The following is a 19,283-nucleotide window of genomic DNA, read 5'->3' on the forward strand; positions in this document are numbered from 1 at the left end:
CCGGCGACGGCGTCAACGACGCGCCGGCGCTGCGCCGGGCCGACATCGGCGTCGCGATGGGCCGCGGCGGCACCGAGGCGGCCCGCCAGGCCGCCGACCTGGTCCTGGCCGACGACAACCTCGCCACCATCGGCCACGCCGTGCGGGAGGGCCGGCGCATCTACGCCAACATCCGCCGCTTCCTGGTGTACGCCCTGTCCGGCGGGGCGGCCGAGGTGGCCATCATGCTCGCCGGACCGTGGCTCGGCCTCGCGGTGCCGCTGCTGCCGGCCCAGATCCTCTGGATCAACATGAACACGCACGGCCTGCCCGGTGTCGCGCTCGGCGGCGAGCCCGCCACCGCCGGGCTGATGCGGCGCCCGCCCCGCCGCCCCGGCGAGGCGATCCTCGGCGGGCTGACCGGGCGCATCGCCCTGACCGGCACGCTCATCACGCTGGTGGCGCTCGGCGCGGCGCTGTGGGCCCGGCACGGCGGCGGGCCGTGGCAGAGCGTGCTGTTCACCGTGCTCGGGCTGGCGCAGCTGGGGGTGGCGCTCGGCCTGCGGACCCGCGGCGGCCGGCGGCGCAACTGGAGCCTGGACGTCGCGGTCGCGCTGTCCCTGGCGCTGCAGCTCGGCGCGCTGTGGCTGCCGCCGCTTCGGGACCTGCTCGGCACCGAGGCGCTGACACTGCGGGAACTGGCCGTGTGCCTCGGCTTCGCCGCCGTGCCGGGTCTCGTCACCTTCGCCACGGTGCGCCCGGGTTCGCGAGGCGGGCCGGAGTAGCCACGGCCGCAACGGGCAGGAGGACGGACGACCCAGCGAGCGAGGGGAGAGCCGTCATGCCGACCAACCAGGAGAACCCGCGGACCGGTCCGGCGACGACGTTCCAGGTCCGGCCGGTCTGCCGGACCCTCGCCCGTGCCGCGCTGGCGGCGCTGCACGCGCCGTCGGTGCTCAACACCCAGCCGTGGCGGTGGCACATCGTGGACGAGACCGCGATGCTGTACGCCGACCAGCGCCGCCGGCTGCACGCCGTGGACACCGCCGGCCGGCTGCTCATGCTCAGCTGCGGCACCGCGCTGCACCACGCGTGCGTCACGCTCGCCGCCGACGGGGTCGACTTCGAGGTGCGCCCGTTCCCCGCCGACGACGACCCGGACCTGCTGGCCGAGGTGCGCTACCGCGGCGAGGCACGCCCCTCGGCCGAGGCGCAACGCCTGCGCCGCGCCATCACGCTGCGCCGCTCGGACCGCCGGCCCTTCGCCGGCACCGCGGTGCCCGGCGAGGCGCTCGACGAGCTGCGCAACGCCGCCGAGCGGACCGGCGCGCACCTGCACCTGACCTGGTCCCGCGATCTCACGGGCATCGCGCTCGCCGCCGGCCGGGCCGCGGTGGTGCAGCTGGCGGACCCGGCCTACCGCGCCGAGCTCGCCGCCTGGCTCCGTCCGCCCGGCGAAGGCCACCACGACGGCGTTCCGGTGGACACCCTGGCGCCGTCCGGTGCGCGTCCGGTGCCGATCCGCGACTTCCACGCCACGGGCATGATCCCGGGCGCCTCGACCGACGCCGACCTGGCCGACCGGGAGGCGCGGTACGGCATCGTCGTCACCGACGGCGACGGCCCGGCCGATTGGCTCACCGCCGGCGTGGCCCTCTCCGCGGTCCTGCTCACCGCGACCGCCGATCACCTGGCCACGTCCGCGATGAGTGACCTGGTCGAGAACGAGGCGGCTCGCATCATGCTGCGGCGCACGCTCGGCAACGTCGGCTACCCGCAGATCGGCATCCGGATCGGGGTACCGGCCGGCGGGCCACCGCCCCCGAAGGCGCCGCGCCGGCCCTCGGCGGAGGTCATCGAGGTCGTCGCCGAACCGGTCCCCGGCGACGCGGTTCCGCCCGCCGGCCCGCCGTGACGCCGTCGCCGGCGGACCCGGGGGCCGTCAGGTCCGGAACGTGCCGACCAGCACCTGCAGCTCCCCGGACATCCGCGCGAGCTCCTGGGCGGCACGCTCGGACTCCGCCACGCTCTCGGTGGTCAGGCCGGCCGCGGTGGCCAGCGCGTCGACGCTCGCGGTGATGGCACCTACGCCTGAGGCGGCCTCGCCGACGCTGCGGTTCATCTCGCTCGTCGTGGCGGTCTGCTCCTCCACGGCCGAGGCGATGGTGGTCTGGTAGTCACTGATCCTCGCGATGATCTCGCTGATCTCGCGGATGGCCGTGATCGAGGTCTGCGTGTCGGCCTGGATGGCTGTCACGCGGGAGCTGATGTCGTCGGTGGCCCGGGCGGTCTCCTGGGCCAGCTCCTTCACCTCGGTGGCCACGACGGCGAAGCCCTTGCCGGCCTCGCCGGCGCGCGCCGCCTCGATGGTGGCGTTGAGGGCCAGCAGGTTGGTCTGCTCGGCGATCGAGGTGATCAGTTTGATCACGTTGCCGATCTCCGCGGAGGACTCGCCCAGCTTGGACACCGTCGCGCTGGTGCTCTCCGCGCTCGTCACGGCGTCGGCGGCGACCCGGGCGGCCTCGCCGGCGTTGCGGGAGATCTCCCGGATCGACGCACCCATCTCCTCCGACCCGGCCGACACGGTCTGCACGTTGCGGTTGACGTCCGCGGTGGCCGCGGCCACCATCGAGGCCTGCGAGCTGGCCTCGTGCGCGCTGCCGGCGATCCGGGTGCTCGTCGTCGACAGTTCCTCGGCCGCGGCGGCCAGGGACTGTGACGCGGTACCGAGCGCCTCCACGGTCCGGCGCATGTTGCCGGCGGCCCCGTTGAGCGCACCGGCCATGCGCCCGACCTCGTCGCGGGAGCGGACGGTCACGCTCCCGGTCAGGTCGCCGTCGGCGACCCGCCGCAGCGCCCCGGAGACCTCGTCGAGCGGCCGGACGATCCGGCGTACGGTCACCACGCCCAGTACGACGGCGATGACGAAGCCCGCGGCCAGGCTGAGCGCCATCCGGACGACGCTTGATCGATAGGCGGCGCTGCTGGCCGCGGCCGCCCGCGCGGCGCTGGCCGTCTCGAACGCGGTCAGCTCGTCGAACGCCCCTTCGACCCGCTGTGCCAGCGGAGCCGCGTCCGTCGTGTAGGCCCGCGCGAAGGCGGCGTTGTCGCTGCCCTGAACAGCCGGGATCAGTCGCTGGTCGCGCACCGTGCCGAACTCGGCCAGGGCCTGCCTGAGGGCGGCGATCGGCTCCAGCTGCGCCGGCTCCACGTCTTGCGCCGCGTAGGCGTCGACGCCGTCGCGCGCCCGTGCCGCCGCGTCCAGCGCCGCCTTGCGCAGCCGGTCGGTCTCGTCCGCCGAGACGGCGATGTTCGCCATCGACAGCTCGAAGACCTGGTCATCGAACGCAACCCGCGCGGCGGCGAGCATCTGGGCCGGCCGCAGGTTCCCCTCGTAGATCGCGTTCGCGTGCGCATCGGCGGAGCGCAGGCCCGCGAGCCCCGCGCCGGCCGCGGCCAGCCCGGCCAGCAGCGCGACACCCAGCGCGAGAGAGATCTTCACCCCGACGCCCAGGTCACCGAACCAGCGGCGCCGAACGGCGAAGTGTTCGGCCACATGGACTGCCGCATGTTCGGCCACGTTGCCTGCCCCCAACCCCTCGTCCGGCGAGACCGCCGACCGGTGCATCGGCCGGGGCGAGCCGAACCTGAGCACTTCGCCGCCCGGCCGGACTCCGCGGACGCCCGCCCGGGCACCTCCCCAGAGGTCCCGGCCCACGGTGACCGACGGCCCTGACCAAGACGTGCCGAAAGGCGGACCGTTGAACGGAAGGAGGTGTCCGATGAACGAGCTGCACGTGTCCGACGTGATGACGCCGGAGGTCGTGGTCGCCACCGTGGACTGCCGAACGCGGCAGATCGTCGACGTGCTCACCGACTACGGGGTCAGCGGGATGCCCGTCGTCGACGAGGACGACCACGTGATCGGCATGGTGACGGAGGCCGACCTGATGCCGGAGCTCGCCGAGGCCGACGAAGGGACCACGACCGCCGAGCGCACCGCGGCGCAGCTGATGAGCTCGCCGGCGGTGACGGTCGGCCCCGACGCACCGGTCCGCATCGCCGCCCGCCTCATGTCGCGTCATCGCGTCAAGCAACTGCCGGTCGTCGAGGACGGGTCGGGCCGCCTCGTCGGCATCCTCACCCGCGGCGACCTGATGCGCCGCACGATGCGAAGCGACGCGGCCGTGCAACGCGACGTCTTCGACAACGTCGTGCTGCCCGCCTTCGCCGTGGACCCGTCGCAGGTCGCGGTCGACGTGACCGACGGCGTCGTCACCCTGCACGGCACCGTCGAGCGGCGCAGCGCCGCGCTGCGCCTGGCCGCGCTGGGGCGCACGGTCGACGGCGTCACCCGCGTGATCGACGAGCTGAGCTGGCACGTCGACGACACCGCCGTACCGCGGCGGCGCGCACACGACGATTGACCGCTCGCGCCGCGATCGGATCAGCCGGTCGGGACCGGCCGCAGGGCGGGGTGCCGCGCCGGGCGGACGACCGTGACCGGGCACGCCGCGTTGCGGGTGAGCACGTCCGGCACGCGCTGCGGCCAGCCGGTGGCCGGCGCACCGGGATCGCGGTCGCCGACCACGACCAGCGCGGCATCGGCCGACGCGTCGAGCAGGCGGGCGGCGGGGTCGAGCCCGGGCAGGACGTCGAGTGCCACCGGCACGTCGGGGAACTCGACCCGCCAGGCGGCGAGGGTCTCGCTGAGCGCGCGCCGCGTGTCCGCGTCGTCGGGCCAGGACCCGCCGTCGGGCCGCTGCACGAAGCACACCCGCAGCGACGTCCCGCGGCGGCGGGCGGCCTCGAACGCGTACGTCACCGCGGGCGAGCTCGACGCCGCCGGGTCGAGCCCCAGCAGCACCGGCCGGCCGCGGGCCTCCCCGGGCGGCGGCGTGTCCGCGCCGACGAGCATCACGGGGCAGCCGGCGTACGCCATCACGCGGGCCGCGGTCGCGCCGGCCGGGAGGCGCCGGCCCGGCGGGGACGCGGGCGCGCCGCGCACCGTCCGGCCGAGGACGAGCAGATCGGCCGAGCGCGATGCGCGGATCAGCGCCGAGGCGGCCTTTCCGTCGACCACGGTGGCCCGCACGTCCAGGCCCGGATGTTCGCGCCGGAGCGCCTCGGCGGCCCCGTCGACCAGCCGCCAGGCCTCGTCGGTCGCGTCGAGCACCACGCCGGGCGGCACCAGCAGCGCGTACGCCGCCCGTTCCAGCTCGGCGTGGAGCAGGCGCAGGAGGCCGCCGTCCGCCGCGGCCTCCGCGGCGGCGAATCGGGCGGCGGCCGCGGCGGCCGGGGATCCGTCGTACCCGGCGACGATCCGGCGTCGTGTCAGCATCTCGCTCCTCGGTGATCGGACCTCGGCGTCCTGCGTCGAAGGCGTGGCTGTGCTACAGGATCGTGTCGTCGAAGCCCCACTCGAGCTCGTCGGTGACGCCGACGACGCCGTCGACGGACCGCACGAGCCGGACCGCGATCTGCGCGGTACTGCGGCGGTCGAGCTTGCCGTCGAGCAGGACGTGCCCGCCGGTGACGACGACGTCGGCCTCGACCGGATCGATCAACAGCACGCGGCGCAGCACCCCCTCGACGATCTCGACCCGGATGTCCTCGTCCGTGCGCAGGTACCGGCGCAGCAGATCGCGCCGCGAGACGATGCCGACCAGCTCGCCGTCCTGGTCGAGGACCGGCAGGCGCTTCACGTTCTCCCGCTCCATGAGCTGCGCGGCCGCGGTGAGGGTGGCCGTGGCCCGCACCGTGACGGCCGGGCTCGTCATGAGCCGCGCCGCGGTCTCGCCGGTCGCCTTCTCCTTCGCCAGCCGGACGCGCCGCCGCTCGAACAGGCCGGCGTGCACGTCGGCGCCGTTGAACTCGACCTTGTGCAGCAGGTCCGCCTCGGACACGACGCCGAGCACCCGGCGGTCGTCCCCCACGACCGGCACGGCGCTGACGCCGAAGTCGACGAGCAGGTCGACGATCTGCTTGTAGCCCAGGTCGGGCGTGACCGTGACCACAGCCTTGGTCATCACATCGCGTACCAGCAGCGCACTCATCGTCCTTGGTCCCTTCTCGCGCGGGCCCCGTGTCCACCTCCACCGTGGACCGCGGCGGAGCGACGCACACGGGCCGAAGGTCCCGGCCCGGCAGGGCCCGGCGCCCTTCGTGCCGGCGGACCGCACGGCTCACCGCCAGCGCGGAGACGATCGGCCCCGCCCGGCGGGCCGCACGGCCCTGGCCTCGCCGGCCGGTTCGCCGCACGCGCGGTCGCGCGGCGAACCGGACCTCCGGTCGCTCAGACCGCCTCGTCGGCGTCCTCGACCGCGGGTGCGGCCTGCCGCACCACGAGTGGCAGGCGGCGCTCGTCCATCCAGGTCTGCAGCTCGGGGCCGGACTCGAAGCTGGCGATCATCGCGTACCGCGGCTCCGTGCCGGTGTGGAAGGCCGCGTGCCACAGCCGCTCGGTGTCCACCACGAACTGGGCGCCGCGCGGCAGCGGGATGCGGTGCTCGGTCGCCGGATCGTCGCGGTCCTCCCGCAGGATCATGTAGCTGTCCGGGTCGTCGGTCAGGTTGATCCAGGCGCGCACCACCCAGCCCTCGTCGTCCGGGTTGAGCCGGTTGTTGTCGTCCTGGTGCAGGTGCCGTTCGACGACACTGGCCTCGTCGGTGGACGGCCACAGCTTGATGATGCGGACCCGGCCGAAGCGGGCGCCGACCGACCTCACCCAGTCGCACAGCGTGGGTGCGAGCCGGGCGTTGGCGGTCCACGCGGCGTCCTTGTCCGGCATACCGTGCTCCCAGAAGCCCCGCGGGTCGTCGTCGCCCTTGGCGGACGCGAGCACCGCGAAGTTGGTGTCGCCCCCGGACTTCCAGTCCAGGTACTTGAGCTGCTCCCATTCCACCGGGTCCAGGATTCCCGGGTACGGCTGCAGCTTGACGAATCCGGTCCGGTCGAGGTCCGGAAGCCTGTAATGACGGGTCTGCACAGCTGGCATTGACATCCTCCGTTTCGGGTTACGTCGCAGGCCCGCCTACCCGTGCCGGTGGTGCCGACACGGGCTCACCAGAGGGTTCGGGTGTGAAGTCGCCAGCCGGCGCCGGGTCACCCCGTCGCCGGTGCGGCGCGCCGGCCTCACCCGGCGGCGCACATCGCAGCTCGCCGGACGAGTAGAGACCCGCTGTGCGGGAAGGCCCCCGCCATGAGTACCGACCTGCCGGTGGTCGTCGGCTTCGACGGCTCCCCGCAGAGCGTCAAGGCCGTCGCCTGGGCCGCCGGCGACGCGGCCCGCCGCGGGCGGGTGCTGCGCGTCGTGCACGCGGTGCAGTGGCCCCCGATGTACGGGCCGTCACCGGTCCCGGTGCCCGCGCCGTACGAGGACGGGGTGCGGCAGGCGGCCGAGCAGATCCTGGCCGACGGTGTGGCACGGGCGCGAGCCGTCGCACCGGGGCTGAGCGTCGCCGGGGACATGCCCCTGCGGCAGCCGGCCGCGGCGCTCGTGGCCGCCTCCGAGCGGGCGGGCGTCGTCGTGGTCGGCCACCGCGGCCGGGGCGGCTTCGCCGGGCTGCTGCTCGGCTCCGTCGGCGTCGAGCTGGCCGCGCACGCCGCCTGCCCGGTCGTCGTCGTGCGCCGCACGGAGGTTCCGGCCGGTGCGGACGCCGGGCGGATCATCGTCGGCATCGACAGCCTCCACGACGCCGCGCACACGCTGCGGTTCGCCTTCGAGCAGGCGTCGTACCGCCACGCCGGCATCACCGCCGTACGCGCCTACCTGTGGCCCTCCTCCAGCGGTCCGGGCGACATGCTGCCGCTGGTGTACGACCCGGACGAGCTGTGCGAGCAGGAGCACCGCGCACTGTCCGAGTCGATGGGCGGCTGGGCGGAGCACTACCCCGACGTCGGCGTCCGCCATGCCGTGATCCACGGCCGGGCCGCGGCGGTGCTGACCCAGCTTTCCGCCGGGGCCGAGCTCCTCGTCGTCGGCTCCCGCGGCCGGGGCGGCTTCACCGGCCTCCTGCTGGGCTCGGTGAGCCAGGCCGCGATCCACCACGCCGCCTGCCCCGTCGCCGTCGTCAGATAGGCGCGCGGCCGGAGCGTGCGGCATCAGCCGGCCGGCTCGACCACCCGGACGGTGTCGATGCCCATCGTGGTGCGCACCAGCGCCTCGACGACCGCGCGCTCGGTGGCGTCGTCGAACGCGCCCTCGACGGTCGCGACGGTGCCCCGGACCATCACCGGCCAGTGGTGCCGCCCGTCGGCGTACACGTCCACGCGCCGCTGGGCCTCCCGCTGGGCGGCCCGCTGGGTCGGCAGGACGGTGCGCAGCACGTCGCTGCGGCTCACGACGCCGACGACGTGCTCCTCGACGACGACGGGAACGGTGTGCGCGTCGCGGTTCACCATCGCGTCGGCGACGTCGATGACATCGGCGTCCGGCCACGCCGACAGCGGCAGGCCCGACATGGCCTCGCGCACGCGGCCGGCGGCCTCGCTCGTCGCCACGCCGGCCAGCCGGCGGCGCAGCACATCCACCTCGCTGACCATCCCGACCAGCGTCCCGCTGTCGTCGACGACCGGCACGGCGGTGAACGAGCGGTCCTCGAGCAGTGTCACCGCGTCGCCGAGGGGCGCATCGGCGCGCACCGTGTGGGGTGGGAAGGTCATGATGTCCTTGACGTGCATCGGCTGCTCCTTTCGTGCGGTTCACACGCCGCGTGATCGCGGGACGTGCGCCGCGCCGATCCGCCGTCGCTCAGGCATTCCCCGGCGCGGCGGCCGGCTCGGCCGGCGAGGTCGCGGACGGCCGGGGCGGGGGCAGGCAGTGGCGGACGGGAATCCACCGCGGCATCGCCGGGGCGCGTCCGCCGGTCCCGGCGGGTGCCACCACCGGCTGCGGATGCAGGCCGCGGTACACCCGGCTCGGGGGCGTGATGCCCCCGGCGACCATCTGGGCCAGCGCGCGCTCCATGCCGATGCAGGTGTCCTCGACATAGTCGAGCCCGGCCGCCTCGGCGAGGCAGCGCGCCTCGGCGCTGACGATCCCCCGTTGCAGCCAGACCGCGCCGGCACCGATCGCCGCCGCCGCGCGGACGATCTCGGGCGTCTCGTCCGGGAGCCGGAAGACGTCCACGATGTCGACGCGCGACGGGATGTCGGCCAGCCTGGCATACACGCGCTCGCCGAACAGCCGCTCGGCGTGCGGGTTCACCGGAATGACCCGCCACCCCTGCTCCTGGAGCATCCGCGGCACCCAGTGCGCCGGCTTGAGCGGATCGCGGGACGCGCCGACGACCGCGACGGTCCGCGCATCGGCCAGAATCTGCCTCGCGGTGCGCATCGGACTCACCTCCACTCCTCCACCATCGAGCGGGGCCGCGGCGGTGTGCAATGCCGAAGGTCCCGACGTGCGGGCGAAGGGCCCGCCGGAATCGTCAGGCATGCGATCCGCCCGAGCGCGGGCGAACGACGGCGACCGGGCACCGCGCGTGGTGCGCGGTGGCCCGGCCGACCGAGCCCAGCAGCAGGCCCGCGAACCCACCGCGGCCGCGCGCGCCGACGACCAGCAGCTGTGCCCCGGCGGACGCCCGCACGAGCGCCCTGGCCGCCCGCCCGGCGGCGATGCCGGTCCGCACGTCGACCTCCGGGTACGTTTCGCGGCAGCCGGCGATCGACTCGGACAGCACCCGGCGCCGCGCGTCCCGCATGCCTTCGGGTCCGCGGCGGCCCGCCTCGATGCCGCCGGGCTCGAGGGCCACCGGCACCGGGCAGGCGTGCAGGGCGGTCAGGCCGGCGCCGCGGAACGCGGCCTGCTCGAACGCGAACCGGACGGCGTCTCGGGCGTGCCCCGACCCGTCGACGCCGACCACCACTCGGCCGGCGTTCGGTCCATCGCCCTCCCGCGGCCGGACCACCACGGCTGGGCAGACGGCGTGGGTGACGAGCTGCACGGTGGTCGACCCGGTCAGCAGCTCGGCGAAGCCGCCGGTGCCGCGGCCGCCGACCACCACCTCGGCGGCGTGCCGCGACGCGGCCACCAGCGCGGGCCCCGCTCGCCGTGCGACGCTCTCGGTGGTGATCCGCAGCTCGAGACCGATGTCGCGGGCCTGCACGACCGCCTCGGCGAGCAGATGCGCCGGCGCCCCCTCGGCAGGCCGCCCGGCGGCCGCCCGTGACCCGGGGTCCGGCCCGGGCGTGCCGCAGGCGTGCAGCAGATGCAGCGGCAGATGCCGCCGGGCCGCGTCCGCGGCCGCCCACTGCAGGGCGCGGACTCCGTCCCGCGAACCGTCGACGCCGACGACGACGGCCGTGGCGGGAGCGTTCATGGGCCGGCCTCCGGTGCGTGCGGGACACCGTCCGACCGCTCGTGGGCGATCATCACCGGGCAGTCGGCGCGCTGCAGCAGGTGCATGCCGACCGAGCCCAGCAGCAGGCCGGTAAAGCCGCCGTGGCCGCGGCTGCCGACGACGGCCAGCCGGGCCCGGCTCGAGCGGTCGGCCAGGACGTTGGCCGCGTCGCCGACGATGCCGTGGCACTCCCACCGGACGTCGGGGTGCCGCTCCCCCGCCGACGCCACCTCCGCGGCGGCCGCCGCCGACAGCGAGCGGCGGGTCTCCGCCGTGTCGTCCAGCAGTGGGGGCGCGCCGAGCGCGGGCGGCGCGATCGGCGCCTCGAGCGCCCGGACGGCGACCAGCCCGGACCGGCACAGCCCGGCCTCGGTGAAGGCCACGTCCAGCGCGTGGTCGGCAGACTCCGACCCGTCGATGCCGACGAGGACATCACCTGAGGGGTCGACGCGGCCCCGGACCACGACGACGGGGCACGTCGCGTGCATGGCCACCTGCTGGCTGACCGAGCCCAGGACGGTACCGGCGGCGCGGTGCCGCCCGCGCGTACCGACGACCAGCAACGCGGCGTCGCCGCTCTCCTGCAGCAGCACGTCGGCCGCCCGCCCCAGCACCGCCGTGCCCTGCACCGGCGTGCCGGGCGCGACGGTCTCCACGTCGCGGACCACGTCCGCCACGAGCATCTCCGCCAGGTGGCGCGCGGTGTCGGCGAGCCCGCCGCGCGGCGCCATCACCACCGGCACCCGCCAGTGATACGCCAGCACGATCCGCAGCGGCGCCCCGCGCCGGGCGGCCTCGGCCGCCGCCCACCGCGCGGCCCCCAGCGAGAGCGACCCGCCGTCAACGCCCACGACCACCGCGTCGCCCATCCACAACACCCCCGCCGAACCGTCCACCCTCGCAGTTCCCCCGTCGCCGCGGTCCATGCGGGACCGGTGGCGGCTCACTCCGCGGCATCACCCCCCGCGACTCACCCCGCCTCATGCGGTTCGCCATGATCACCACGGAGCAGCGCGCCCCAGGAGCGCGAGGTCGGGGACCGCGCGGGAGGCGGGTGCGCTGCCGGCGGTGTCCGATCTCGCGGGTGACCCGGCGGTCACGGCTCGATGACGTCCTCGATCGGCCGGCGGTTGGTGTAGCAGGTGGTGGGCGCGTAGCCGAACCGCAGGACGAGCTGCGGATCGTGGAGGCGGCCCAGCGTCCGCCGGAGCCGTTCGCGGATCGCGGGCACCTCGATCGGCTGGGAGTACATCGCGGTGCTCAGCCCGAGATCCGCGGCGGTGAGCAGCACCCGCTGCAGCGCCATTCCGGCCTGGACGGCGTCCGCGGGCCCGTCGCCGAGCACCCCGAACACGGCCACGACCGGGTCGCGGGTGGTGTCGTGCTCGGCGCCGCCGAAGTCGCGGCGGGCCAGCAGCTCGGCCGGGTGCGGCGCGGCGCCGGCGGCGTCCCGGTCGACGCCCTCGACCCGGTGGTCCGCCTCGGTGGTCCATGCCCGCAGCTCGGCCACGTAGGCGGGATCGGCGCTCAGCTCGGCATCCGCGCTGCGGATCAGCGACGCCACGGCCTCGAGGGCCAGCTCGCCGACGACGAAGTCCAGCCAGCCGCTCTCCTGCCGCGCGGCCTCGACCAGCTGCGCCTCGAGACCACGGTCGACCGGACCTTCGGCGAACGGGCCGCGGTTGGTGTGCCGGCGGCGGATCTGCCGGTACAGCCGGCGCTCCACGGGCAGGGGCGGGCGCCCGCCGGCCGGCGAGAGATGGACGAGCGTGTCGCCGCGGCCGAGCCGCTGCTGGGCCGGCTCGCCGGCGTTGGCCAGCGCCAGCCTCAGGTTGAACGTGGCGGCCCCGCACGACACGCGCGAGGCACGGCCCTGCGGGTCGCACACCGAAACCTGGCGGGCCCGGTCGAGCAGCACGTCGATGCCCTCGTCGGTGTATCGGAAGCGCCATGGCTGGGTGTTGTGGATGGACGGCGCCCACACGGCGTCACCGACCGCCGCGATGAACGTCTCGCGGCCCCAGGTTCGCGGCATCGTCGTCTGAGACTCCTGAGACATGGCCGTACCCCCACTCCCGAAAGGCGGCTCCATACCCACCGTGACACGGCCGGGTGCACGCCGGTCAGGGCAGAAGGTCCCGAGCCGCCCGCGGCGCGGTGTCACTTGGCCGCGACGCCCAGCTCGTAGCCGTTGACCAGGTCGCAGTCGATGCCGATGACGCAGTTCATCGACGCGTCGACCCAGGGGTTGAGCTCGCGCTCGTACCGGGCCAGCCGCGCCTCGTCGAGCACGAGCCGGGCGGCGCCGGTCACCACCACCGTCCAGCCGATCCGGCGCTCCAGGTCGATCATGTCGGCCTCGTAGGCGACGACGACCGACCCGTCCGTGGTGGCCGCGCCGGCCAGGCTGGTGCCGAGGTTGCTGCGGATGACGATGGTGTCGCCGTCGAGCAGGTGATTGACGGGTCTGATCGCGGGTAACGCTCGCACGGTGAACACGACCCGGCCGATCGGCACGGAGGCCAGCAGCTCCAGGCAGCGTTCACGGCTCAGCGGTCGCAGCGCCACCATCTGTGCCCTCCTTCCCATTTCACCGACGGATCACTTTCACCGACGGATCACCGACTTCACCGACGGATCACCGACGAACTGTGCGGCACGTCCCCGGGGGACGCCAGGGGCCAAAGACCCGGCTCCGGCGGGACCTTGCGACCGTGCTACCGCGGCCTCGTCAACCCGGTTCAGAATATGGCCGGCGCCCGGTGGGAGCGCGGCTCATCCTCGGACTTCGCGGAAAGGTGGCTGACCACGTCGACCACCCCGTCGACCCGCTCGATCTGGCGGACCACGGAGGGGACCACCGAGCTGCGCCCGACCTCGCCCAGCAACGTCACCACGCCGTCGTCGACCTCGACCCGCATCTGGGAGCGCTCGACGCCGATCAGCCCGTCGAGGGCCTCGGCCAGGATCTCGCGGCGGATCTCCGCGTCCGAGCGCAGGAAGACCTTCAGCAGGTCGCGGCGGGTCACCATGCCGATGAGCCGGCCCAGCTCGTCGACGACCGGCAGCCGCTTCAGCCCGGCCGACTCCATGATGCGCGCCGCCGCCGGGAGCGAGGTCGTGCCCATGACGGTGACCGCCGGGGCGTTCATCAGCTCCCCCGCGGCGGTCGCGTGCGCCTTGCCGCGCGCCTGGCGGGTGTGGCGGGCCTCGAACAGCCGGACCCGGTCGTCGTCGCCCGCGAACTCGATCTTCGCCAGCAGGTCCGCCGACGACACGACGCCGACAACCCGGTCGAAGGCGTCGACCACCGGCACCGCGTTGACCTCGTGCGCCTCCAGCAGATCGACGATCTCCTTGAACGGGGTGTCCTGTTGCACCGAAACCGCCCCGATGGTCATCACGTCCGCCACGTTCCACCGGCTCATCGCCGCCTCCTTCGTCGGGTCGTCACGTCGTCACAACCCGACCGTATGACCGGCGCCGAGCAGCGGGCAGGGCCCAACGGCACCGTCGCCGGGAGCCGTTGGACACCACGCCCGGCGGCCTCGGGGCCCTGACCGGCGCCCGGCCGGAGTCGTCACGTCACCAGCAGCGTGCCGGCGCCCTTCACCCGGCGCACGACCGGCGCGATCTCCGCCGACGTCACGCCGTCGAGGGAGCCGACGCCGCCGGCGAGGTACTCGTACAGCTCGTCGAGGTCGCGGCAGATCACCGACGCGGCCACGTTGGCCGGGCCGGTGATGGCCGCGGCGAAGCCGATCTGCGGATGCCCGGCCAGGGTGCGCGTGACCGCGGTCAGGGCGGTCGGCGCCACGGTCAGCCACAGCGCCGCCTCCGCGGTGTAGCCGAACAGCGCCGGTGCGACCTCGACGTCGAAGTACAACACCCTGCTGAGCCGCAGCTCCTCCAGGCGGCGCCGGACGGTCGTCTCGGACCAGCCCGTGGCGGCGGCCAGGGCCGGATAGCTCGCGCGGCCGTCGCGGGCCAGCGCGGCGAGCAGGTCGTTGTCGGCGGCGGTAAGCACGATCCGCTCGCCGGGCCGCGCGGCGGCCGGGGCCGGGCGCAGGGCGGCGACCTCGTCGGGCTCGAGCGCCGCGGTGCGGCCGGGCCAGCCGCTGGTGCCGGCCACCGCGCGCAGCATGCAGTGCGCGGTGACGTCGGTGACCCGCGGGGTGCGGGGCAGCTTCTGCAGCAGCAGTTCACCGTTGGTGGTCTGCGTGCGGGTCCGGGTGATGCAGCTGATCTCGGTACCGCCGGACATGAGCGTGACCCACGACGTGTCGGCGCGGCGGGCCAGCGCGGCCGACACGGGCAGCGCGGCGTCGGGGGTGCAGCGCATTCGCACCAGCCAGTCGACGTGGCCGAGCGCCGCGGCGTCGGGCAGGCCGACTACCCGTAACGCGCCGCCGGAGCGCAGCCGGCGGTATCGCCGGGCGATGGTGCGATCGGAGACCCCGAGCACCGATCCGATCTGGCTGAACGTGGCGCGGCCGTCGACCTGCAGCGCGTGGGCGAGCCGGCGGTCGAGCTCGTCGAGGGTGAGTGGATCCACCACAAAACCATAACAGCGTTTCGGATCCCGCCGAGCTCTCCCGTTTTTGCGACGGGTGCGGCCCGTGCCGGGCACGCTGCATGTCATGCGTAGATGGTTGCCCCTGCTCGCGGTCTCGCTGAGCACCTTCATGCTGCTGGTCGATCTGACCGTCGTCAGCATCGCCGCCCCGGACCTGGCCCGGGAGCTGCACTCGTCGTTCGCCGCCCTGCAGTGGACCGTGGACCTGTACGTGCTGGTGCTCGCCGCCCTGCTCATGGCGGCCGGTTCGCTGTCGGACCGGGTCGGCCACCGGCGGGTCTTCGTCGCCGGCCTCGTCGTCTTCGCGGCCGCTTCGCTGGCCTGCGGCCTGGCGCCCAGCGTCAGCGTGCTCATCGCGGCCCGGGGCGTGCAGGGCCTCGGCGCCGCGGCGATGTACGCCACGAATGCCGCCCTGCTCGGCATCACCTACGCCGGGCGGGACCGCTCGATCGCGTTCGGCGTGTGGGGCGCGGCCAGCGGCGCCGCGGCCGCGGCCGGGCCGATCGTCGGCGGGTTGCTGACCCAGCACGTCGGCTGGCGGTCGATCTTCCTGGTCAACCTGCCGGTCGCCGTGCTGGCCCTGGTGCTGGCCCGCGTCGCCCTGCCCGCCGGACGGGGCCGGTCCACCGGAGGGGTCGACGTGCCCGGCGTGGTGAGCTTCACCGCCGCCGCGAGCCTGGTGGTGTACGGCCTCATCCGCGCCGGCGACACCGGCTGGAGCGACCCCGTCACGGTCGGCGCGCTGGCCGCGGGCGCGGCCGCGACGGTGGTGTTCCTGCTGCTGGAGCGGGGCCGGCCCGGCGCGCTGCTCGACCTGGGGCTGCTGCGCCGCCCGGCGTTCGCCGCGCTGCTGTTCGGCGCCGCGGCGCTCACCGCGTCCGCGTTCGCCGGCATGGTCTTCGTGTCGCTGTGGGCCCAGTCGGTACTCGGGCTGGGCGCGATGAGCGCCGGCCTGGTCCTCGCCCCGATGGCCGTGGTCTCGTTCGTCGTCGCCGCCGTGGGCGGCCGGCTGCTGCACGCCGTACCGCCCCGGCACAGCATCGGCTGGGGCCTGCTGCTGGTGGCCGCTGGCGCGGCGTTGTGCATGATGGTCGGCCCGGACTCCGGCTGGCCCGTACTCGTGCCGGGCCTGTGCGTCATCGGTGTCGGCGTGGGCCTGAGCACCCCGGTGCTGGCCTCCGCGACCCTGGCCGTGGTGCCGCCGGAGCGCGCCGGCATGGCCAACGGCGCATCGAACACGTTCCGGCAGCTCAGCTACGCCCTGGCCCTGCCGGTTTTCGCCACCGTGGTCACCGCTCAGGCCCGCGAGGTCCTGGGCGAGGGCGGGGTCGGCGCACCCGGCGAGGCGGCGCGGCGACTCACCGGCGGCGGATACCGGGAGCTGCTGGCGGAGGCGCCGGCCGGGGTGCTGCGTGCGGCGTACGCGGCCGGCCTGGACCGGGTCTTCCTGTGCAGCGCGGTGCTGGCCGCGGCCGGCGGGCTGGCGGTGCTGGTCCTGGTGCGCCCGCGGACCCGCGCGCAGGAGCGGCCGTCCGAGCCGGTGACCGCCGGGTCGGTGACCGCCGGGTCGGTGACCGCCGGGTCGGTTTGACCCGTCGCCTCGGGGAAAGTCCAGCCAGGTGAGCGCGCCGAGGGCGGCCGACACGACCAGCGACGAGATCCGGGAGAAGTCCCGGCTCCGTCGCAGCCTCCGGCGCTTCGACCTGCTCTTCTTCCTGATCTGCACGATCGTCGGGCTCGACACGATCGGCGCGGTCGCGAAGAACGGGGCGCAGGGGTTCACCTGGCTGGTCTTTCTCGCCGTGGCGTTCTTCGTGCCGTACGGCCTGCTGATGGCCGAGCTCGGCGCGGCCTTTCCGGTCGAGGGCGGCCCGTACGTGTGGTGCCGGCTCGCCTTCGGCCGGTTCGCCGCCGCGCTCGTCACGGTGCTGTACTGGTGCTCCAACCCGATCTGGCTGGGCGGGACGCTGACCATCCTCGCGGTCTCCGCGTTCGGCGAGTTCTTCACGCCGCTGCACGGGATCGCGAAGCTGCTGTTCGCGCTGGCATTCATCTGGCTCGCGGTGGCCTCGGCGATCGTCTCGGTCCGGCTCGGCCGGTGGGTGCCCAGCCTGGGGGCCTTCGTCCGGGTGGCGGTCGTGGGGTTGTTCACGGTGTCGGTACTGCTGTACGCGCTGCGCAACGGCGTCGGCGGCTTCGGCCCATCGGCCTTCGCGCCGGGGTACGCGGTGTTCATCGCCGTGGTACCCGTGCTGGTCTTCAACTACGTCGGGTTCGAGCTGCCCAGCGCCGCCAGCGAGGAGATGCTCGACCCGCGGCGGGACGTGCCGCGCGCCATCGCCTGGTCCGGCCTCGGCGCGGTGCTGCTCTACGGCACCCCGATCCTGGCCATCCTGCTGGTCCTGCCCCGGGAGCGGGTGACCGGCGTCGGCGGTTTCCTCGACGCGGCCCGGCAGGTGTTCACCGTCTACGGCGGGTCGGTGGCCGGCGACGGCACCGCGACCCTGGCCGGCACCGGAAAGGTCCTCGGCGCCGTGACCGCGGCCGGGTTCGTCTTCGCGCTGCTGTCCAGCGGCGCGACCTGGATCATCGGCGCGGACCGGGCGCTGGCGGTGGCCGGCCTGGACGGCGCCGCACCGCGCGGGCTCGGGCGGATCTCGCCCCGGACCGGCACCCCGATCACGGCGAACCTGCTCAGCGGCGTCATCGCGACGATCGTGATGCTGCTCGCGTTCCGCCTGTCGGCCGGCAGCGCCGAACGGTACTTCGCGATCGCGCTCGGCGTCGCCATCTCCACCACGACGATCTCCTACCTCGGCATCTTCCCGGCACTAGTACGGCTGCGCCGCACGCGCCCGGACGAGCCCCGGCCGTACCGCGTTCCGGGCGGCCCGGCCGGGGCCTGGCTCGCCAGCGGGCTGACCACGTTCTGGGCCGCCGTCGCCACCGTGTGGCTGCTGTGGCCCGGGCTGGGCACCGACTGGTTCGGCGCCGGCGGCGACCCCGACGCGGCGCTGCCGAAGGGGGTCGGGCGCGCCGCGTTCGAGCTCACCCAGATCGGCCCCATCGTGGTGCTGCTCGCGACCGGCGTACTGTTCTACACCCTGGGCGCGCGCACTCGCGACCGGCGACAGTCGTAGCGTCCTGGACTCCCCGCAGGCGCTACGGATCGGTCGGCCGTGGCCGCGCGTCCGGGCGGGCCGTGTCCTCCGCGAGCACCGGGGCCGAGGCGAGCAGCCCTTCGACCACCGCGGTCAGTGCCTCGATCCGCCGCTCCGCGCGGCACATGCGCAACGCCATGTCGCCGGTGTCCGTGCTGGGCCTGTCCTCGTGGATCACGTCCGGCGTCATCATGGTCGACATCGCGGTACACCTCCCCGTTCCGGCTCCGGTCCTGCCTTCCTTCGCCTCAAGCATCCCGGCAGGCGGGGCGGCCCGGGCAGGCATTTCGTCCCGAACGCGCGGGACGTGCACCGGCCCGGCTCAGGGCTGGACGAAGGTGTAGCCCGCGTCGATCAGGCGCGGCAGAGCGATGGTGAGCGCGCTGACGGTCTGGTCGCGGTTGCCGCCGCCGTCGTGCTCGAGGATGATCGCGCCGGGCCGGGTCCTGGTCAGGATCGTGTCGACGATGTGCTGGACGCCGGGGCGGCTCCAGTCGCGCGGGTCCACGCTCCAGTCGAGGGGGCGCATGCCGAGAGCGCCGCACTCGGAGAGCACGGATTCCGACCAGGCGCCACCGGGGGCCCGGAACAGCGTGGGCTGCTGCCCGCCGGACGCGGTGATCGCGTCGCTGGCGCGGCGCAGCTCGGCCCGGATCTGGGCCGCCGACTGCTTCGGCAGGTTGAGCGGGTGCGTGTAGGTGTGGTTGGCGATGTGGTGGCCGCCGGCGACGACCTGCTTGACAAGGTCGGGATGGGCGGCGGCGGACCGGCCGATCATGCAGAACGTCGCCCGGATGTCGTGCTTGGCCAGCAGCGCCAGCACGCGCGGGGTGTACTGCGGGTCGGGCCCGTCGTCGACGGTCAGGGCTATCTGCGTGCCCTTGCACGGCAGGTAGTACTGCGGCCCGCCGCGACGGGGCGTCCCGGCCCCGGCGATCGGTGGACACTGCCCGGGAGTGGGCGGCGCGACGGACGGGATGGCCGACGGCGTGGGTTCGGCGGACGCCTCGGCGGAGTGTGAGTCGCCGGGAAGCTCCCCGCCGGCGTGCCACGCCGCCTTGTCGTGCTTGTCGTGGCCGCAGGCGGCGAGCAGCGAAGCTCCACCGAGCGCCAGCAACACCGAGCGTCGCGCCACCGTCCCGCGGGCCATGAACACACCGCGACTCAAGCACACGCCCGTCCGCCGCGGCAACGCATACCCGTCGCGTGATGGTGACTGGTTCG

Annotated in this window: 19 protein-coding genes and 1 pseudogene; 6 read left to right on the top strand and 14 right to left on the bottom strand. The window is 74.7% G+C overall.

The features are described from left to right. Together ABT297_RS35325 and ABT297_RS35330 are read left to right on the top strand one after the other, a co-directional pair. On the top strand, positions 1-764 hold a 764-nt coding region (locus tag ABT297_RS35325; protein WP_350556833.1), incomplete at its 5' end, for an HAD-IC family P-type ATPase. Between the two features lie 56 nt (positions 765-820). Beyond that, positions 821-1,894 carry an Acg family FMN-binding oxidoreductase gene (locus ABT297_RS35330; protein ID WP_350556834.1) on the top strand — a complete coding sequence of 358 codons (1,074 nt, stop codon included), beginning with the start codon at positions 821-823 and terminating at the stop codon, positions 1,892-1,894. Positions 1,895-1,921: 27 nt separating this feature from the next. On the opposite strand, the gene ABT297_RS35335 is transcribed toward ABT297_RS35330, so the two are convergent. Then, positions 1,922-3,559, bottom strand: a complete 1,638-nt coding sequence (locus ABT297_RS35335) for a methyl-accepting chemotaxis protein (RefSeq protein WP_350556835.1) — start codon at positions 3,557-3,559, stop codon at positions 1,922-1,924. A 202-nt stretch (positions 3,560-3,761) separates the two neighbouring features. Between ABT297_RS35335 and ABT297_RS35340 the strand changes: the two genes are divergently transcribed. Then, the gene (locus tag ABT297_RS35340; protein ID WP_350556836.1) at positions 3,762-4,406 is read left to right on the top strand and encodes a CBS domain-containing protein; all 645 of its coding nucleotides are present in this window, start codon (positions 3,762-3,764) and stop codon (positions 4,404-4,406) included. A gap of 20 nt (positions 4,407-4,426) precedes the next feature. Here ABT297_RS35340 and ABT297_RS35345 read toward each other — a convergent pair whose 3' ends face one another. The 3 genes from ABT297_RS35345 to ABT297_RS35355 form a co-directional block, all read right to left on the bottom strand. Continuing rightward, entirely contained in the window at positions 4,427-5,320 is an 894-nt protein-coding gene (locus tag ABT297_RS35345; protein ID WP_350556837.1) for a universal stress protein, read from the bottom strand. 52 nt (positions 5,321-5,372) lie between these two features. Then, on the bottom strand, positions 5,373-6,035 hold the full coding sequence (locus ABT297_RS35350) for a CBS domain-containing protein (protein WP_350556838.1): 663 nt from the start codon (positions 6,033-6,035) through the stop codon (positions 5,373-5,375). Between the two features lie 239 nt (positions 6,036-6,274). Continuing rightward, positions 6,275-6,976 carry a hypothetical protein gene (locus ABT297_RS35355; protein ID WP_350556839.1) on the bottom strand — a complete coding sequence of 234 codons (702 nt, stop codon included), beginning with the start codon at positions 6,974-6,976 and terminating at the stop codon, positions 6,275-6,277. Positions 6,977-7,180: 204 nt separating this feature from the next. Here ABT297_RS35355 and ABT297_RS35360 point away from each other — a divergent pair, with 204 nt between their 5' ends. Next, entirely contained in the window at positions 7,181-8,059 is an 879-nt protein-coding gene (locus tag ABT297_RS35360; RefSeq protein ID WP_350556840.1) for a universal stress protein, read from the top strand. A gap of 23 nt (positions 8,060-8,082) precedes the next feature. On the opposite strand, the gene ABT297_RS35365 is transcribed toward ABT297_RS35360, so the two are convergent. The 8 genes and pseudogenes from ABT297_RS35365 to ABT297_RS35400 form a co-directional block, all read right to left on the bottom strand. Continuing rightward, positions 8,083-8,661 carry a CBS domain-containing protein gene (locus ABT297_RS35365; protein WP_350556841.1) on the bottom strand — a complete coding sequence of 193 codons (579 nt, stop codon included), beginning with the start codon at positions 8,659-8,661 and terminating at the stop codon, positions 8,083-8,085. Between the two features lie 250 nt (positions 8,662-8,911). After that, a pseudogene (locus ABT297_RS35370) lies at positions 8,912-9,316 on the bottom strand (CoA-binding protein); the annotation flags it as partial. A gap of 94 nt (positions 9,317-9,410) precedes the next feature. Further along, the gene (locus ABT297_RS35375; protein WP_350556842.1) at positions 9,411-10,301 is read right to left on the bottom strand and encodes a universal stress protein; all 891 of its coding nucleotides are present in this window, start codon (positions 10,299-10,301) and stop codon (positions 9,411-9,413) included. Continuing rightward, a complete protein-coding gene (locus ABT297_RS35380; protein ID WP_350556843.1) occupies positions 10,298-11,191 on the bottom strand; it encodes a universal stress protein in 894 nt (297 codons plus the stop codon). The genes ABT297_RS35375 and ABT297_RS35380 overlap by 4 nt, the downstream gene beginning before the upstream one ends. 227 nt (positions 11,192-11,418) lie before the next feature. Next, positions 11,419-12,381 (bottom strand): Acg family FMN-binding oxidoreductase, encoded by a 963-nt coding sequence (locus tag ABT297_RS35385; RefSeq protein WP_350556844.1) that lies wholly within the window; start codon positions 12,379-12,381, stop codon positions 11,419-11,421. 101 nt (positions 12,382-12,482) lie between these two features. Beyond that, positions 12,483-12,893, bottom strand: a complete 411-nt coding sequence (locus tag ABT297_RS35390; RefSeq protein WP_350556845.1) for a pyridoxamine 5'-phosphate oxidase family protein — start codon at positions 12,891-12,893, stop codon at positions 12,483-12,485. A gap of 170 nt (positions 12,894-13,063) precedes the next feature. Beyond that, positions 13,064-13,750, bottom strand: coding sequence for a CBS domain-containing protein (locus tag ABT297_RS35395; protein WP_350556846.1), 687 nt, complete (start codon positions 13,748-13,750; stop codon positions 13,064-13,066). 152 nt (positions 13,751-13,902) lie between these two features. Beyond that, positions 13,903-14,877 (bottom strand): Lrp/AsnC family transcriptional regulator, encoded by a 975-nt coding sequence (locus ABT297_RS35400; RefSeq protein WP_350556847.1) that lies wholly within the window; start codon positions 14,875-14,877, stop codon positions 13,903-13,905. A gap of 85 nt (positions 14,878-14,962) precedes the next feature. Between ABT297_RS35400 and ABT297_RS35405 the strand changes: the two genes are divergently transcribed. Both ABT297_RS35405 and ABT297_RS35410 read left to right on the top strand, forming a co-directional pair. Continuing rightward, positions 14,963-16,489, top strand: a complete 1,527-nt coding sequence (locus ABT297_RS35405) for an MFS transporter (RefSeq protein ID WP_350556848.1) — start codon at positions 14,963-14,965, stop codon at positions 16,487-16,489. Between the two features lie 28 nt (positions 16,490-16,517). After that, a complete protein-coding gene (locus ABT297_RS35410; RefSeq protein WP_350556849.1) occupies positions 16,518-18,038 on the top strand; it encodes an APC family permease in 1,521 nt (506 codons plus the stop codon). Positions 18,039-18,060: 22 nt separating this feature from the next. On the opposite strand, the gene ABT297_RS35415 is transcribed toward ABT297_RS35410, so the two are convergent. Beyond that, positions 18,061-18,261 carry a hypothetical protein gene (locus ABT297_RS35415; protein WP_350556850.1) on the bottom strand — a complete coding sequence of 67 codons (201 nt, stop codon included), beginning with the start codon at positions 18,259-18,261 and terminating at the stop codon, positions 18,061-18,063. Between the two features lie 120 nt (positions 18,262-18,381). Continuing rightward, a complete protein-coding gene (locus ABT297_RS35420; RefSeq protein WP_350556851.1) occupies positions 18,382-19,209 on the bottom strand; it encodes a polysaccharide deacetylase family protein in 828 nt (275 codons plus the stop codon). Between the last annotated feature and the right edge of the window lie 74 nt (positions 19,210-19,283).

The organism is Dactylosporangium sp. NPDC000555, assembly GCF_040300025.1.
Classification (GTDB): Bacteria; Actinomycetota; Actinomycetes; order Mycobacteriales; family Micromonosporaceae; genus Dactylosporangium.